The sequence below is a fragment of the Novosphingobium umbonatum genome (genome assembly GCF_004005905.1).
Lineage (GTDB): Bacteria > Pseudomonadota > Alphaproteobacteria > Sphingomonadales > Sphingomonadaceae > Novosphingobium > Novosphingobium umbonatum.
Genome location: NZ_SACO01000001.1, coordinates 454,519 through 470,334 on the forward strand (window position 1 = coordinate 454,519; position 15,816 = coordinate 470,334).

General features: G+C 60.7%; 13 protein-coding genes. 1 reads left to right on the forward strand and 12 read right to left on the reverse strand.

Features of this window, described 5'->3' with window-relative positions:
* Positions 1-19: 19 nt before the first annotated feature.
* From EOE18_RS02020 to EOE18_RS02065, 10 genes are all read right to left on the reverse strand, one after another.
* Positions 20-1,384, reverse strand: coding sequence for a putative 2OG-Fe(II) oxygenase (locus tag EOE18_RS02020; protein WP_127705639.1), 1,365 nt, complete (start codon positions 1,382-1,384; stop codon positions 20-22).
* Entirely contained in the window at positions 1,381-2,883 is a 1,503-nt protein-coding gene (locus EOE18_RS02025) for a tryptophan halogenase family protein (protein WP_127705641.1), read from the reverse strand. The genes EOE18_RS02020 and EOE18_RS02025 overlap by 4 nt, the downstream gene beginning before the upstream one ends.
* 96 nt (positions 2,884-2,979) lie before the next feature.
* Positions 2,980-5,472, reverse strand: a complete 2,493-nt coding sequence (locus tag EOE18_RS02030) for a TonB-dependent receptor domain-containing protein (protein WP_127705643.1) — start codon at positions 5,470-5,472, stop codon at positions 2,980-2,982.
* Positions 5,473-5,711: 239 nt separating this feature from the next.
* The gene (locus EOE18_RS02035; protein WP_164852631.1) at positions 5,712-6,563 is read right to left on the reverse strand and encodes a response regulator; all 852 of its coding nucleotides are present in this window, start codon (positions 6,561-6,563) and stop codon (positions 5,712-5,714) included.
* A 21-nt stretch (positions 6,564-6,584) separates the two neighbouring features.
* Entirely contained in the window at positions 6,585-8,870 is a 2,286-nt protein-coding gene (locus EOE18_RS02040) for a hybrid sensor histidine kinase/response regulator (RefSeq protein ID WP_127705647.1), read from the reverse strand.
* Positions 8,870-9,385, reverse strand: a complete 516-nt coding sequence (locus tag EOE18_RS02045) for a YfiR family protein (RefSeq protein WP_127705649.1) — start codon at positions 9,383-9,385, stop codon at positions 8,870-8,872. Before EOE18_RS02045 ends, EOE18_RS02040 begins: the two co-directional genes overlap by 1 nt.
* Positions 9,386-9,503: 118 nt before the next feature.
* Positions 9,504-11,144: a putative bifunctional diguanylate cyclase/phosphodiesterase gene (locus EOE18_RS02050; RefSeq protein WP_164852632.1), complete on the reverse strand. Its 1,641-nt coding sequence runs from the start codon at positions 11,142-11,144 to the stop codon at positions 9,504-9,506.
* A 246-nt stretch (positions 11,145-11,390) separates the two neighbouring features.
* On the reverse strand, positions 11,391-11,678 hold the full coding sequence (locus EOE18_RS02055; RefSeq protein WP_127705652.1) for a hypothetical protein: 288 nt from the start codon (positions 11,676-11,678) through the stop codon (positions 11,391-11,393).
* A 274-nt stretch (positions 11,679-11,952) separates the two neighbouring features.
* A complete protein-coding gene (locus tag EOE18_RS02060) occupies positions 11,953-12,393 on the reverse strand; it encodes a cupin domain-containing protein (RefSeq protein WP_127705654.1) in 441 nt (146 codons plus the stop codon).
* Between the two features lie 65 nt (positions 12,394-12,458).
* Complete coding sequence (locus EOE18_RS02065; protein WP_127705656.1) at positions 12,459-12,776, reverse strand: alkylphosphonate utilization protein; 318 nt, start codon at positions 12,774-12,776, stop codon at positions 12,459-12,461.
* A 143-nt stretch (positions 12,777-12,919) separates the two neighbouring features.
* Between EOE18_RS02065 and EOE18_RS02070 the strand changes: the two genes are divergently transcribed.
* Positions 12,920-13,738, forward strand: a complete 819-nt coding sequence (locus tag EOE18_RS02070; protein WP_127705658.1) for a hypothetical protein — start codon at positions 12,920-12,922, stop codon at positions 13,736-13,738.
* Between the two features lie 551 nt (positions 13,739-14,289).
* Here EOE18_RS02070 and EOE18_RS02075 read toward each other — a convergent pair.
* Together EOE18_RS02075 and EOE18_RS02080 are read right to left on the reverse strand one after the other, a co-directional pair.
* Positions 14,290-14,496, reverse strand: a complete 207-nt coding sequence (locus EOE18_RS02075) for a cold-shock protein (RefSeq protein WP_127705660.1) — start codon at positions 14,494-14,496, stop codon at positions 14,290-14,292.
* A gap of 158 nt (positions 14,497-14,654) precedes the next feature.
* Positions 14,655-15,797 (reverse strand): aldose epimerase family protein, encoded by a 1,143-nt coding sequence (locus tag EOE18_RS02080; protein ID WP_246027206.1) that lies wholly within the window; start codon positions 15,795-15,797, stop codon positions 14,655-14,657.
* Positions 15,798-15,816 lie beyond the last annotated feature (19 nt).

Consider the following 15,816-nt stretch of genomic DNA (forward strand, 5'->3'; position numbering starts at 1 on the left):
CTGTAAGACTTTAGACCTTTTATCCTGTTGCAGGCACAATATCAAAGGCGATGTTAAGACGTTGCCCCGCGCGCGTAGGGTAAGTTCCGTGCCACAGGGTCGAAGGGAACAGCACCAGATGCCCTGCGCGCGGGTTTATCGTGGCATAGGGCGGCAAATCCAGCCCCAGTTCTGCGGGCGGCGCGCCATAATGGAAATGGCCTGCGGGGGCTGGCCCCATAGTCTCATCCTTCGGCACAGCGACATAGAAGGCGCTGCTGATCCAGCCCATCGGATGCGAATGGGTGACGTTGAAGCCGCCTCCCTTCAGGCATACCGACCAACTGCCGCTGATCCGCAAATTGTCCCGCGCGCGGCCAAGCAAGGGATGGGCGGGATCGGGCGCTGGTAAGGCGACAACATAATCCCCCACCGCCGCCATCAATGCCTCGCGCGTGCGGCGCAGGATCGGCTCGTGGCGCAACAGGATGCTGCGGTCGGTTTGCGTTCCGCCGCGTACCGATTGTTCGGCATAGGGCAATTGGGCGGTGTGCAAAGCCTGCAAAAGCTCGGCCAATTCGGACAATTCACCACCCGACAGGCCGACATCCATGGCTTTCACAAAATCGCCATCCAGCCATGCCGAACGCGGGTCATCCAGCATCCGCCAACAGGTCGAGACATAGGGCCAAGCCTGCCCCGCCAGCGGCCCCTGCGTCATGGGCAAGGCAATGTCCAAAGCCGCCGCCGGATCGCGCTGGCGCAAAGCATGGCGGATGCGGGCCACTTTCAGGAAATCATCGGGCCAATCCTGCATGGCCTGCAGCAATCGCTCACTCTCCGCCACATCGCCGCTCTCGCTTGCAATGAACAGACGCGCCTGCATCAGCCCCTTGGTCTGGCCTAGATGGCTTTCCGCCTCGGCCACAATGGCGCGGGCGCGGGGCCAATCACGATGCTGCGCCACCACCGAGAACCAGCCTAGCCACAGCCCCTGCGCCTGTGGCTGGGCGCGGGCTGCGGCGGCAAGGCTGGCGTCAAATTGGGCCACATCGCCTGATACCCAGCGCAAGGCGGCCAGCACTCTATGGCCATCGAGCCATTGCGGCTGCTGCGCCAAGGCGCTTTGCAGCAGGCCCACCGCCCGATCCACCCGCCCCTCGCTCGCCTCCGCCAAGGCGCGGTTGCGCAACAGATCGGCGTTTTCGGGCCACAACCCTTGCGCATGGACAAACAAATCGGCGGCGGGATGGCCCAATTCATAACGCAATTGCGCATGGAGAAAGGCAATCAGCCGGTCCTGCGGTGCCAGCGCAAAAGCCTTCGCCATCGCCTCGCCCGCCTCCACCATGCGCTGCTCTGCGCGCAAGGCCCGCGCGCGCGCGGCGTAATCTTCCGCCTTCATGCGCCCGCTGGGCAATGCTGGGCCAGAAACGCGCCATGGCCGGGCATACGTGCCGCTTCAGCCGCCATGGCCCCGCGCAATTTGCACAGCCATTCGCGCGCATCCATCCCGCGATGCTCCAGCAGCGGGTCCAGCGCTTCAGGGATATTCCCCTGCCCGATATGCACCGCCAGCCAACTGGGCGCGGCAAACAGGTCCAGATCGCGGGCAATCAACCGGCCATAGCGGCGGAAATGCTCGATCTTTAGCTTCAACGTATCGGGCACATCCATCGCCGCCACATAGCGCCACAGCTCGCTATCCTGCCGCTGGGTCAGCTTGTAATGCAGGATGATGAAATCGCGGATGCGCTCCATCTCGCCATGGGCCACGCGGTTGAATTCATCCCGCGTCGCCGGATCAAAGTCCAGATCGGGGAAGAGCGCGATAATCTTGGAAATATTGGCCTGAATAAGATGGATCGAGGTCGATTCCAAAGGCTCCAGAAAACCCGAGGACAGGCCCACCGCAATCACATTCTTGTTCCAATGCAGCTTTCGCCTGCCCGCGGTAAAGCGCAAGGGGCGCGGATCGCCCAAAGCTTTCCCATCCAGCCTTTGCGAGAGCAGATCAGCCGCGCGGCCATCCTCCATAAACTGGCTGCAATAGACATAGCCATTGCCGGTGCGATGTTGCAGCGGAATGCGCCATTGCCAGCCCGCCTCGCGCGCGGTGGATCTTGTATAGGGCGTGGGATCGCCCACTTTGGCGCAGGGCATGGCCACAGCGCGGTCGCAAGGCAGCCAATGCGACCAATCCTCATAGCCGGTCTGCAGCGCGCCCTCGATCAACAGCCCGCGAAAGCCGGAGCAGTCGATAAACAATTCGCCCTCGATCCGGCGCCCATCTTCCATCACCACCGCTTCCACATGGCCGCTCTCGCCATGCTGCGCTACCGAAGCAATTTTGCCCTCCACCCTTTGCACCCCGCGCGCCTCGGACAATTCGCGCAAATAGCGGGCATAGAGACCGGCATCGAAATGATAGGCATAATCAAAAGTGGACAAGACGCTGCGCGGATCGGGCGCGGGATGGGCAAATTTGCCAGCCTTGGCCAAGGCCCATGCCATGGAATGATCATCGAGCGGCGCGCTCTCGCCCATACTGCGGGCTTTGAGCCAATGCTGATGCAGCGGCACCATATCGAAATCGCGGCCATAGGGGCCGAAGGGGTGGAAATAACGGCTATCCTCACGCCCCCAGCCGACAAATTCGATGCCCAGTTTGAAGCTGCCCTGCGTGCGCTTCATGAATTCGCGCTCGTCAATGCCCAAAGTCTGGTTGAACAGGCGGATCGGCGGGATGGTCGCCTCACCCACCCCCACCGTGCCGATTTCCTCGCTTTCCACCAAAGTGATCGCGCAATCGCGTTGCAGGGCCTGCGCCAGCATCGCCGCGCTCATCCAGCCCGCCGAGCCGCCGCCCACGATCACCACTTTGCGGATTTTGCGCTGTTCCATCACCCTCATCCCGATAGGCTATTACAAAAAAGGGCGGGTCGGAAGCATTCTTCCTGACCCGCCCTGTTCATTCCTGCGACCCTAAGGGCTCAAGACTTAAAAGCGATATTTGACCGAAGCCGTGATGGTGCGACCCAGCATGGCGGAATTGTCAAAGATCGCCTGATTGGCGGTCAGGCCACCGGTTCCTCGTGCCTGCAGGCTGCCATTGTTGGCGCGATAGCCCAGCTTGTTGAACAGGTTGTTGACGTTGACGCCCACTTCCACGTTCTCGGCAGGACGCACCTTGACATAGCCATTGGCGAAGACCGAACCGGGCGCGGTATATTGCCCAATCGAGAATTCCGACTGGCCCGACACGCTCAAGCCCACCGCAGCCTTGCCCATGTCATAGCTGGGCGAGAACAGGAAGGTCCACTTGGGCATGGCGGCAGGGGTCAGATTGGTCTTGGTATCCTTGCTGTCGGTATAGACCACATAGCCATTCACCGCAAAATTGCCGAAGCGCACATCGCCCGACATTTCCACGCCGGTCGAGTGATAGACCGTGTCGGTGAAGGGGTTCTGGCCACGGCTGACAGCGGTGAAGTCATAGTTCGACTCCTTCACCTGAGCGCGATAATAGGTGGCTTCCACGCGATAGCGACCACCGCCCACGCGGCCATTGTGCTTCACGCCCACTTCCTGCTGCGTCACGGTGTTGACCGCAAGGTGATCGCCACCCGCCGTCAGCTTGCCATCGGCGGTGAAGCTGTTGCCGCCATAAAGCATACGGTCGGCATTGAAGCGACCGCCGCTGGACACGCGGGCAAACACATTGGTGGTATCGGTCAGCTTGTAGAGCGCGCCCAGCGACCAGCTGGAATAGCTCTTGGTGTAGTTCAGGCGATCGGCGACCACCGAAGAGGTGTTCCAGGTCGGCACCGAAGCGCTGCCCAATTGGCCGGTGATGGTGGTCATGCCGGTATAGGTGGTGCCATAGGACACGCCTTCGCCATGCAGCGTATCATAGCGATAGGAAGCGGCCAGATTGAGGCGACCCAGATCGGCTTCCAATTCCAGATAGGCGGCATCATCGGTATAGGCCACATTGTAGCTACGGCCACCGCAGCAACCGCCCCACTGGTTGTTATAGCCCGTCACACCATTGGCGGTCAGCTGGGCCCCAGCGGCAGTGAACAGGTCCAGCGGCACAGGATTGCCATTGCTGTTCAGCGTCTGGGTCACATTATTGATGCGCCAATCCATCACCACATTCTGGCGCATATGGAACCAGCCAGCGCGGGCGTTCAGCTTATTCCCGCCACCCAGTTCAAACTTGCCCTTCAGCGTCAGATCGCTGGCGAGGCTGCCCACATCCTTCATCGTGGTATAGGCCTGCGCGCTGTTGCTGAGGAAGGCGCCGGTATAGGTCTGACCCGCCATCGGGCCAGCGGCATATTTGATCGCGCCAATCGTGCGGGCGTCCGACGTGCCGTTCACGCTGCCGATGGTCTGGCCCAGCAGGCTGCTGGTGGCCAATTCGCCGGTCCACTGGTTGCTGAACGAACCGCTCATGTCGGTCCAGCGGGCCTTTTCATCAATGCTGATCTGGGGCGAGAATTCATAGTGGAATTCGCCGCCGATGCTGGTGGCAACGGGGTGGATGCCCTGCATCTGCACATTGCGGATCGCGCCATCGGCGTCCAGCACCTTGAAGGTCTGGTTGTAAATGCCGGTGGAGGCATATTGGCGGGCATCGACGCCGGGCAGCTGGGTAAAGCCGGTGATCTTGTTGCCCGAAATGGTCGCCAGTGCGGGCATCGAGGTAAAGGTCGGCTCCTGATCGTCAAGGCGCTTGAAGTTCAGGCGAATATAGCCCTTGCCGTCAGCGATGTCCTTGGTGATGTTGGCCTTGATCTGATAGCCCTTGGAGGCGGTGTAGGGCAGATGGGTGGGACCATTGCCGTTCACGACAAAGCCGCCGATGTGATAGCGCACCGTGTCCGAAGCCTTGCCACCATAATCGAAATCAAGGCGGAATTCGCGGTAGTTCAGCGCGGTCGACAGGCCAACCTCGCCGCCTTCCTTGGTGCCGGTCTTGCTGACATAGTTGATGACCGCGCCGGGGGCCTGGCTGGAGAAGGTCGAGGCGCTGCCGCCGCGAACCGCTTCGACGCGGTCCACATTGTTGTCAAAACGCACCCAATAGTCGTTGTTGCCAAACTGCATATCGCCAAACAGCACGACGGGCAGGCCGTCTTCCTGCAGGCCAACATATTCCGAACCGCCGGTGGAAACAGGGATACCGCGCACACCGATATTGGCGTTGCCGCCCGGACCGGCCGTATCCTGCACGTTCAGACCGGGGATGGCGCGCAGCACTTCGGCCTGCGAACGCGGAGTGAAGTTGACGATGGCTTCCTGGCTGATCTGCGACACCGAGATCGAGCTGTTCTGGGCGGTCTTGCCGGAGCTGGCAGCGGTCACCACAATGGCGGGTTCTTCCGTCTTGTCGGCGGCATTGTCAGCGGCAAAGGCCGGCAGCGACAGGCTGGCCACACCCATGGCCACGACGGAAACATACGACTTGAGACTGGACTGGTTCATCAGTGCCTCCCCCTTGAGGTTTGTGCTCGCTCCAGCTCATGCCGGAGTCGTTGCGATGAGAGTGTGATGCAACTTTAGACAATCGATTGCAAGACCCTCACCTCTCTTTTTTGCAATGGATTGCACAAAGGGGCAATCGCAGGGCAAAATTCTTGAAATCTGTTGTTCTTGGGCCACACTGGGTAAAACACGAAGACAGCGCGAGCCAATTTGGGCAATTTGAACGGAAAAGCGTAATCCTAGGCCAAATCGGCCACCTGCGCGCGCAAAGCGGCCAACATGGCCGGATTGACCGGCTTGCCCGCTGCCACAGCGCGCATCAAAGCATCGAGAATTTCCAAAGCCCGCGCGGCTTTCGCCGCCTTCTCGGCCCTGTTGCCCGCATTGTCCGAAGGCGCCGCCCCCCCTTGGGCACAAGCCCCTGAAATAGCGGGACCATTGCCCCCCTGCGGCACATCGCAATGGTTGAGAACGCCACAGGCCTTGCATCGGGCGACCATCTCCTGCGTCTCGGCCAAAGCCCTTTCGGCATGGCGACGCTGGACAATCTCACGCTCCAATTCGTCGCGCAATTCGTCAAAAGCCATAACCCGCATAGTTGCCCTTTCGTCCAGGGCAGCATTAGCCTGCTTCAACTGTTCGCTTGAACGTTGTTTGGCCAGTTGCGTTTCAATACGGGCGCGCAACACTTCAAAGTCGATCGGCTTGGTTACATAATCATCGGCGCCCGCGGCCAGAGCGGCTACTACCGCATCACTTTCCGCCCGCGCGGTCAACATGATCACGGGGATGGCGCCTAATTGCCAATCCTGCCGCATCACTTTGAGCACATCGATGCCGTTCATCACCGGCATCATATAATCCAGCAGCACCAGATCGGGCTTGCGATCGCGGATGAATTCCAGCGCCTGTTCGCCGCCCTCGGCCTGATGCAGGTCATAACCAAAGGGAGACAGGCGGCGGCAGACCAACTGGCGATTACCCTCTACGTCATCGACCACCAGAATCAGCGAGCGACGACTACGGATAGCGGGTTGGGGCGAGGCCTGCGGGCCGCCATGGCCTTCGGGGTGATTGGAATATGCGTTCACAGACACCCTCCCTTATACAGATCAGGCCGCATGCAGCACCTCATGCACGCTGGACACCAATTGGCGCGGCGACAGGCCATTCTTCACCAGAATGCCACAACTACGCTTATCCAATATATTTCGTTCCACCGCATTGATGGGCTGCCCCGTAATAACCAGAACAGGCGGCTGATCACCCTCTGGCAGCGCCGAAAGGTGGCGCATCAACGAATAGCCATCGCCATCAGGCATTTTCAGATCGGTGATGACCAAGGCAAAGCGATTCTGGCGCAAGCAGGCCTCGGCCTGTTCGCCGGTGGCCGCGCAGGCCACGCTATAGCCCGCCTGACGCAAGCCGCTTTCATACAGGCGTGCGGTGGCGGCATCATCCTCGACCAGCAGGATCTGTTCGCCATGGCGCCGCGTGTAAAGACGCAGGATCGCCTCCAGTTCCTCGCCACGTACAGGCTTAACCAGATGGTCGCTGGCGCCTTTCTCCAGACTTACCTTTCGCCGGTCATCGACGCTGATGACAATCGCGGGAATATCGCGCGTGGCAGGATCCTGCGCCAATTGATCCAGCAGACCCCAGCCATCAAGCTTGGGCAGGGTAATGTCCATCAGGATCACATCGGGCTGCAAAGCGCGGGCCTGCGCCAAGCCGGAAACGCCATCCCCCGCCACCGCATCGGCATAGCCGACGCGGGAAAGGATACGGCGCAGCAATTCAACGCTGCTCTGCTCATCCTCGATGATCAGCGCCAGAGGCTGCATCCGCTCCGGCCTTTCGACGGGAGAACTGACCATGGCATCGGCCGCAATCTCTTCGGGCGCACGCATATCGGCGGGCAGATAGACCGTAAACACCGAGCCAAAGCCGGGCTCGCTGGACACTTCAACGCGCCCGTTCATCATCTTGGTGAAATTGTCGATCAGCGCCAGCCCCAGCCCCGTACCGCCAAAGCGCCGCGTGGTGGAGGCATCGCTTTGCGTGAAAGGCTGGAACAGGCGCGCTATGTCATCCTCGCCTATGCCGATGCCGGTGTCGGACACAGAGAACACCACATAATCGCCATCGCGGCGGGCATGGATGGCAATGAAGCCTTCATTGGTAAATTTGCAGGCATTGCTGCCCAGATTGAGCAGGATCTGTCGCAGCTTGGTCGAATCGCCGAACATCTGCGCCGCTTCCGGCTCCATTTCCACGGTCAGCATATTGCTCTGCTTAGCCGCCAGCGGGGTCAGCAGGGCCTCCACCTCGTCCAGCACCTTGCGCGTTTCAAAGCTGTGCAGGTCCAGTTCCATCTTGCCCGCCTCGATCTTGGACAGGTCGAGCAGGGAGTTGATCAGATCGAGCAATTGATAGGAGGAGGAGCAGATCCAGCCCACATCCTCCAGTGATCGTTCCATCCCCGCCCGCGCCAGATCCTCGCGCAGCATATCGGCATAGCCGATGATGGCATTGAGCGGCGTGCGCAATTCGTGGCTCATATTGGCCAGAAATTCCGACTTGGCGATATTGGCCGATTCCGATGCTTCCGACGCCTCCGACAATTCACCCATCGCCAGTTCAAGGCGGGCGTGCTGCCCCTCGATCTGGTCCAGCATCGTGTTGTAACTCTCGATGATCGTGTTGAAGTCGGGATCCTCCGATGGCTCCACCCGCGCTTCCAGATCGCCCGATGCGCGCACATCCTGCATGGCCAGGCGCAGGCTGTCGAGCGGACGGAACACCATACGCCGCATCACTGTGGCCAGCGCAATCGCCAAAGCCATGCAAACCGCCAGCAGCACCGCAGAAACCGGCAGCATTTCCAGCACGATTGTCTGCAAGGGGCGAAACCGGAAGGCGAGGCATAACGTACCGACCGCATGGCCATCGGCCACAATCGGCATACGATAGACGCCAATGTCGCCCGCATCGGAAAAGGCCGCGCGCCCCACGGGCAGTTCGATCTGTTTGTCCAGCGCCAGCTTTGCCTGAAGCGAGAGCGAGGGGCTGAGATAACCCGCCAAGGCCTTGCCGCGGGCATCCTCGGCATCGATCCACAAGATGTCGGGCACGACATTGGCCGAATGCAAAATTTCCTCTGCCGCCGCCGCATCGGCAAACACCACCGCTGCCCCCAGATTGCTGGCCAGCACCTCGCTCAACTGGCGGTAATGCTGGCCAGCGCTGGCCCGCTCATGCGAATATTGCACCAGCATCACGCCCACGGTCGATACCAGCAGAACCAGACCCGCAATGCCCAGCGTAAGGCCGGTCAGTTTGGCGCGAAAAGGCAAGGCTGACAGCCAATTTGCCGGAGAGAGGGAGAGCGTACCCATCAATTGACCACCCGCGCTGCCAGTTTCAAAACCTGCGAACTGAAACGAATACCGCTTTGCCTTGCGGCTTTGGCATTGATGGCAAAGCGGATCTTGCCATTGTCGGCAAACAGGCCAACCGTGCCGCCGCTCTCGGCAAAGCCCACGCCTTCGCCCACCAGCACCTGTCCGGCACCGGCCACAAGCGCGCCATTGGCACCGCCCGAATGGGCCCCGCCCACATAGACAATGTCGCAATCGGATCGCGCCGTGGCCGCTTGCCCCATCAGGACCACCTCGAGCACATCATCGCCCAGATTTTGCCCCGCCAGCACCACCATGCTGCCGGCCATCGGATCGTTACGATAGAGGCAAACCCGCCGCACCGGCTTGACATGAGGCCAGCTGACAAAACGCAACAGGTTGTAGATCCGGTCCACCCGCGCGGCCTGACCATCCGCCGCATCGGCAGGGGAAGCCCAGATGACCGTCAACAAGGCGGCCAGCAACACCCGCCAAGCCCTGCGCGCGATCATCGCTGCGGGCTCCTGCCTGTGGCATGTCTGTGGCTTGTGCCCATCATCCTTGATCCATCGCCCTTGCGGGATCCTTACCGTCCCGTAATAGCGCTATACGCACCCTCCGGTTAAGCGCTTAGGCTTGCCCTCTATCGGGAACTTCCCGCATATTGGTCTGCATATCCGCCCGTATGGCGGCGATGCGGGCGAACAGATCGGCCTCTGGCAAGGGTTTAGCCAGATAATAGCCCTGAATATAATCACATCCGGCAGTTTTCAGCAGGGCGAACTGGCGCTCGTCCTCCACCCCTTCGGCCACCACTTCATAGCCCAATTCCCGCCCCAGCCCGATCAGTGCCACCGCCACCACCTGCTGCCGACGATCGGTCACAATCGCATCCAGCAGCGAACGGTCCAGTTTCAGCCGGTCCATCGGCAGGCTCATCAATTGGGCAATATTGGAATAGCCGGTGCCGAAATCATCCAGCGCCACCGCCACACCATCCCGGCGCAAGCCTTCGATTCGCTGCAGAGAGAACTCCTCATGCCGCATGATCGCCGCTTCGGTGATCTCGATCTCCAGCAATTCTGGCGGCAACGAGAATCGCGCCAAACAGGCGCGGATCATCGGAATCAGCTCGATCCGGTACAGTTGTTTGGGGCTGACATTGATCGACACACGCAAGGGGCGCCCCTCCGCATTCCAGCGCGCGGCGGTGCGGATGGCCTCCATCATCACCCAATCGCCAATATCATCGATCAAGCCATAGGTTTCGGCAAAGGGGATGAAATCCCCCGGAAACACCAGACCGCGTGTGGGGTGGTTCCAGCGGATCAGCGCCTCCACCGAATCGACAATCCCGCTGCGCAAATTGAATTGTGGCTGGTAATGGAGACAGAATTCGCCGCGCTCCAACGCATGGCGAATGGCCAGCTCCTTTTCCAGAATCTCGTCCGCCGCGCGGCGCATGGCGGGGGAGAAGAACAGGTAGCCACCCTGCCCCTCGCTGCGCACCCGCGACATGGCCGAATCGGCGGCGGCCAGCAATTGATCATATTGGGGTTCGACCGCGCCTGCGCCCCCCACCGCCACGCCGATCGACAATTTCACCCGCAAGGATTGCGAACCAATGTGCAAAGGCTCGCCCAAGGCGCGCTGCAAACGCTGGATATAGCGCTCAATATCCGCCCGCTGATGCTCGCCGGGCAAAAAGAGCGCAAATTCATCGCCGCCCAACCGGCCCGCCAAGGGTTCCTCATCGGCGCCAAACCCATCGGCCAGAGCATGGATCGCCAAACGCAGCCGATCGGCCAGAGCGCAAAGCATCTGATCTCCACCGGCATGGCCAAGACTGTCATTGACCTTTTTAAGCTCGCTGACCCCCATCACCAACAGCACACCCTGCCCCTGCGCTCCGGCCAGATGCGCCTGCACCGCCAGTTTGAAGGAAACAGAATTGAGCAAATCGGTGATCGGATCATGGCGGGCCGACCATTCCAGCATGGCCATCGCGGTTTGCACGCGCGGCATCAACCGGTCCCAGGCTTCGGCCACCGGCTTCAAGGTCAGGCTATCAAGCCCTTCGGGTACGGATTGGAAATCGCTTTCGCCAAACTGGTCCAGCGCATCGCACAGGCGCTGACGGTCACGATGCAGCCGCCAACCTGCGGCCAGAAACAGCACCGCCGCCGTCAGCAGCGCTGCCCCCATGGCCACCAGCCACCATTCATCCTGCCCCGCTGGCAGGCTGGCTATTGCGCCATGCGCTGATTGCACCTTTCCATCCATCTCAAAACCCCATCCGGACCGGAAAGCCGGACGTCCCGCGTCCTGACTTAGGTCACAGGGGCTAAACTCTGCTCTAGCGCGGTTTACGCGATTCTGCGGAAATGGGCCTAGGGATAGACCTTAGTTGGCGATGAAAGTGTGCGACAAAGAAAAAGCGGCCGGAGTGTCCCCCGACCGCCTATTCTGTGAGAAGATAGTATCAGCAGAGCGGCGCGAAACCGCCCTTTACTCTGATTACTGGCCTTCAACCACGCTCTTGCCTTCGATGTGCTCGACCTCATGCAGGTCAAAGCTCACGGGGGCGCGGTTGAACGTGCCGGTCACGCCAGCCTTGGTCACCTTCAGTTCGAAAGGCACCTTGCCATTGTAGGCCGATCCACGCAGGATCTTCGTGCCGTTCTGCATTTCCGACGTGTAGGTGTAGGTCACGCCCTGATAGACAAAGCTCTGCTTGGGAGCTTCTTCAGCGAAGGCAGCGACGGGCAGCAGCAGGGCAGCGGCGGCGATAACAGTCTTGAACATGGCAATCTCCTATTTGGTTAAGGAACATTGCCTCGTGGCACCCTTATGTTGTTGAACCCGTCTAAACTCGAAAGGCGGGATTCGGGCAATTGCAATCACCTCGTCTGTTATTGCAAAATACGCAACAGATGCAGATGATGCTTTGGAGCCACCACGCCAAAACCCATGATTTGCGCGGGATTACCTGAAAAACAGGGCGGATTTTGCGCCATCCGCAACATTGTGCGGCGCAGCATTTGAATAGGAATGCATTCGTTTTATACGTAATTCACCCCTATTGCCCCGGCGCCCAGCCCGGCGAAGCCAGCTCAAACCCCGAAAAATCAAAGCCTGGCGCCACGACACAGCTAACCAGAACCCATCCCTCACGCGCCTCCGCGGCCTGCCAGAACCGATTAGGGATTATCTTCTGGGAAATTTCACCATTGCAAATATCGGCACCCAACCGCACCCATTCAACCGGCCCTGCATCCTCAGCCGCCACGCCTAGCGCCAGCGCGGATCCGGCATGCCACAGCCATACTTCCACCGCGTCGATCCGATGCCAATGTGACCGCTGCCCCTGCTCCAGCAGGAAATAGATCGTGCTGAGCGTGCCGCGCGGATTGGTCCCGTCGACACCCTCGCGGGCCATTTCGACGTACCAACCGCCCTCGGGATGCGGGATCATGCCCAGACGTTCAATCAGGGCCATTGCCTGTGGATCGCGTTCCATCTGCCTTCCCCCATCACCAAGGCTGGGCCATGCCCAAGGCACGGCCCGCACCTACACGTCAGCCTTTAACGCTTGCGCACAAATTCCGCGCGCAGCACCAGCCCCTTGATCCCGTCGAATTTGCAGTCAATTTCCTGCGCATCACCGGTCAGGCGAATCGACTTGATCAACGTACCGCGCTTCAGCGTCTGGCCCGCGCCCTTCACGTCCAGATCCTTGATCAAGGTCACTTGATCACCGTCGGCCAACAGATTGCCCACCGCATCGCGCACTTCCACCGTATCGGCATTGGCCACAGCCGCCTGTTTGGCGGCCAGTTCGGAAGCGGCCATCCATTCGCCGCTTTCCTCGTCATACACATAGTCTTCGTCTGCTTGGCTCATGGCTTGCTCCTTTTCGCGCCCGCCATGCCACGTGGCGCAACGCTTGGCCACCACGGAAGACAGGCGGGCAAGACAGGTCAGCCTGTGTTCACCCGACAAGGGATAAGCCACGTCCCATGATCACCATGCGAGGAACTCGGGCGATGATTGACCCCACCACCAGCCGCAAACTGTCCAAGGCCGTGTTGGCCGCCAGCGCCCTGTCGACCTTGATCACCCCGATGGCAGCCATGGCGCAAGACGGGCCGCCGGTCCGCCAGACCACCACGCAAACCACCACCACCCGCACCGTAACCACCACCACGGTGGATCAGGATAGCGCCTCCTATGCCTCGGCCAGCGGCATGGGCGATTATCGCAACCCTCCGCCCGAACCGGCGGCACCCGCCAATTATGACGGGACCCAAACCCCGCCGCCCCCGGTCGATTACATCCCCCCCGCCAATGCCGAAGCCCAGCGCATTTCCGACGCGCAATATGCGCAAAGCGCGCAGAACTGGGCCGCGCAAAACTGCATCAAGTCCAAGCCCAAAGTGGGCGGCGGCGCTTTGATCGGCGGCATTCTGGGCGCGATTGTTGGCAGCGGGCTGGGCGGACGGCATGACCATGGCACCGGCATGGCGGTCGGCGCGCTGGTCGGCGCGGCAGGCGGCGCGGCTGTGGCCAGCGCGAGTGGCGGCGATACCAGTCCGGGCTGCCCTCCGGGCTATTCGGTCCGCCCACAGGCCGTTACCTACACCTATTCCACAGACTATTATTACGCGGCGCCCAGTTGGTATCAGCCATGGGTCTATGTCGATGGCTATTGGGACTATCGGCCCTATCCCTATCACGACTGGTATTATCGCAACTATCGCGCACCCATGCGCGGGCCGGTTTACGGTGGCCCGCGCTATGGCGGAGGCCCCTATGGCGGCTATCGCGGACCCATGCATGACGGCCCGCATGGCTATCGCCGCTGATCACATCGCCTAAATGCCAAAAAGCCCGCCGACACCTCGTTATCGAAGCGTCGGCGGGCTTTTTGCTGGGCGGCAGGGGATAGACGCCCCGCCTTGCACCAGCGAACAGGCCATCAGCCCACCATGGCCATCACAATCTGACGCAGATCCGCCTTGGACAGCGTGCCCAAAGGCGGCTGAACGGGGTGACGCGGGCGCAGATGATGCTGTGACTGGGGCATGGGGCGGGAATTCATCTTGGTAAACATATAAACCTTGGTGTGTAAAAGCGGCGGCGGGGCCTTGCAGGTCTTGTTTGCCTGCAAAATGGCCAAAGGCGCCAAATTGGTGGCATCAACGAAACCATCACGGATGGCCGCGTGCCGATCCCTGACCCTGGGGCCAGGGGCGTTGGATGTTAGAGGAAGGGATTTGCAGGAAAACCCGCATCCGGCACAAGATCACACGGCGGGTGGATCAATCATACCGGATGCGGGAGACGGCAGGCCAAGACCAGGTCCTGAAGCCCGCCGTTATTCCTCGAGGCCCCTGCGGAGCCTCAAGAAATTTCTTTAGGCCGAAACCAGATTCACAGCCGACTGCTTGCCACGGCGATCGGTTTCGATCTCGTAGCTCAGACGCTGGTCCTTGGTCAGCGTGGCCATACCGGCGCGTTCAACGGCGCTGATATGCACAAAGCTGTCATCGCCGCCATTTTCAGGAGCGATAAAACCATAACCCTTGTCGGTGTTGAAGAATTTTACGGTGCCGATAGGCATGGATGTTTCCTTTCACGAAAACACAGAAAAACCCACCCGCAAGGAGCGCGGGCGGAGCTGGTAGCGAGAGAAAGGAAGGAGAGCCGAGTCGGCACAAATTCCGCCACAGGCGACGTTAGCAATCCTGACGATGGGGCAAGTAGCCCCGAAAGTCAAGGTCAGCCCGCATCAACCCCGAAACGATAGAGGATCTGGTGCTGGTAAAGCGCTCCCGCCTCCAACCTTGCCGAACCGAATTCGGGCCGATTGGGCGTATCGGGCAGCAATTGCGGTTCCAAACAGAGCGCGTCACCCTGACGATAGGCATGGCCACTTTTGCCGCGGATCGTGCCGTCCAGAAAATTGCCGGTATAAAGCTGCAAGCCGGGCTGGTTGCTCCAGACCTCCATCACCCGCCCGCTGGCCGGATCGCTGACCCGCGCATGCAGGAAGGGCTCGGGCCTCGGCGCATCGCCCAGCACCCAGCTATGGTCATAGCCGCGCCCCAGCGACAATTGCCGGTCATCGGCCCGCAGCCTTGCCCCCACGGCATGGCTCTGGCGGAAATCAAAGGGGGTGCCCGCCACGGGGGCCACAGCGCCCAAGGGGATCAGCCTTTCATCCACCGGCACATAATGGTCGGCAGGGATCATCAAGTGATGCCCCTCGATCGAACAAGCCGCCGCCTCACCCGCCAGATTGAAATAGGCATGGCCGGTCAAGTTTACGATCGTCGCCCTGTCGCTACACGCGCGATAGGTCAGGCTCAACACGCCCGCCTCATCCAGCTGATAACAGGCCCAGACAGTCAACTCACCGGGGAAGCCCTCCTCGCCATCGGCGCTGGTATAGCGCAGGGTCACTTCGCCCTCGCCCACCTCTTCCACGCTCCAGAGGCGCTGGTCAAAGCCCTTGGCCCCACCATGCAGGCAGTTGCTGCCATCATTGCAGGTCGCCTGATACGCCACCCCATCCAGCGTGAAACGCCCGCCCGCAATCCGGTTGGCATAGCGGCCAATGCTGCCGCCAAAGAAATTGCCGCGCGCCAGATAGTCATCCAGACCGGCATAGCCCAGCACCACATCCTCTACCCGCCCCGCAGCATCGGGCACGCATAGAGCCTGCAGGATCGCGCCATAGCTGATGATGCTGGCGCTCATCCCCTGCCCATTGCGCAAGGTGATGCGCTCGACCTCTGTGCCATCGGGCATGGTGCCAAAGATGTCTCTGGTTGCGGTGGGCATAGCGGTCTCTTTCATATTGCGCCCCACTGCCATGCCCAAAAGCGCCAAAGCCAGCAAGCCATCCCACGGACGCGCCATTGATTCTTTGCCCAGCCTG

Excerpts from the sequence above, each read along its gene's own strand:
- EOE18_RS02020 (WP_127705639.1), bottom strand. The coding sequence starts at position 1,384 with ATGAAGGCGGAAGATTACGCCGCGCGCGCGCGGGCCTTGCGCGCAGAG.
- EOE18_RS02025 (WP_127705641.1), bottom strand. The coding sequence starts at position 2,883 with ATGGAACAGCGCAAAATCCGCAAAGTGGTGATCGTGGGCGGCGGCTCG.
- EOE18_RS02030 (WP_127705643.1), bottom strand. The coding sequence starts at position 5,472 with ATGAACCAGTCCAGTCTCAAGTCGTATGTTTCCGTCGTGGCCATGGGT.
- EOE18_RS02040 (WP_127705647.1), bottom strand. The coding sequence starts at position 8,870 with ATGGGTACGCTCTCCCTCTCTCCGGCAAATTGGCTGTCAGCCTTGCCT.
- EOE18_RS02045 (WP_127705649.1), bottom strand. The coding sequence starts at position 9,385 with ATGATCGCGCGCAGGGCTTGGCGGGTGTTGCTGGCCGCCTTGTTGACG.
- EOE18_RS02055 (WP_127705652.1), bottom strand. The coding sequence starts at position 11,678 with ATGTTCAAGACTGTTATCGCCGCCGCTGCCCTGCTGCTGCCCGTCGCT.
- EOE18_RS02060 (WP_127705654.1), bottom strand. The coding sequence starts at position 12,393 with ATGGAACGCGATCCACAGGCAATGGCCCTGATTGAACGTCTGGGCATG.
- EOE18_RS02065 (WP_127705656.1), bottom strand. The coding sequence starts at position 12,776 with ATGAGCCAAGCAGACGAAGACTATGTGTATGACGAGGAAAGCGGCGAA.
- EOE18_RS02070 (WP_127705658.1), top strand. The coding sequence starts at position 12,920 with ATGATTGACCCCACCACCAGCCGCAAACTGTCCAAGGCCGTGTTGGCC.
- EOE18_RS02075 (WP_127705660.1), bottom strand. The coding sequence starts at position 14,496 with ATGCCTATCGGCACCGTAAAATTCTTCAACACCGACAAGGGTTATGGT.
- EOE18_RS02080 (WP_246027206.1), bottom strand. The coding sequence starts at position 15,797 with ATGGCGCGTCCGTGGGATGGCTTGCTGGCTTTGGCGCTTTTGGGCATG.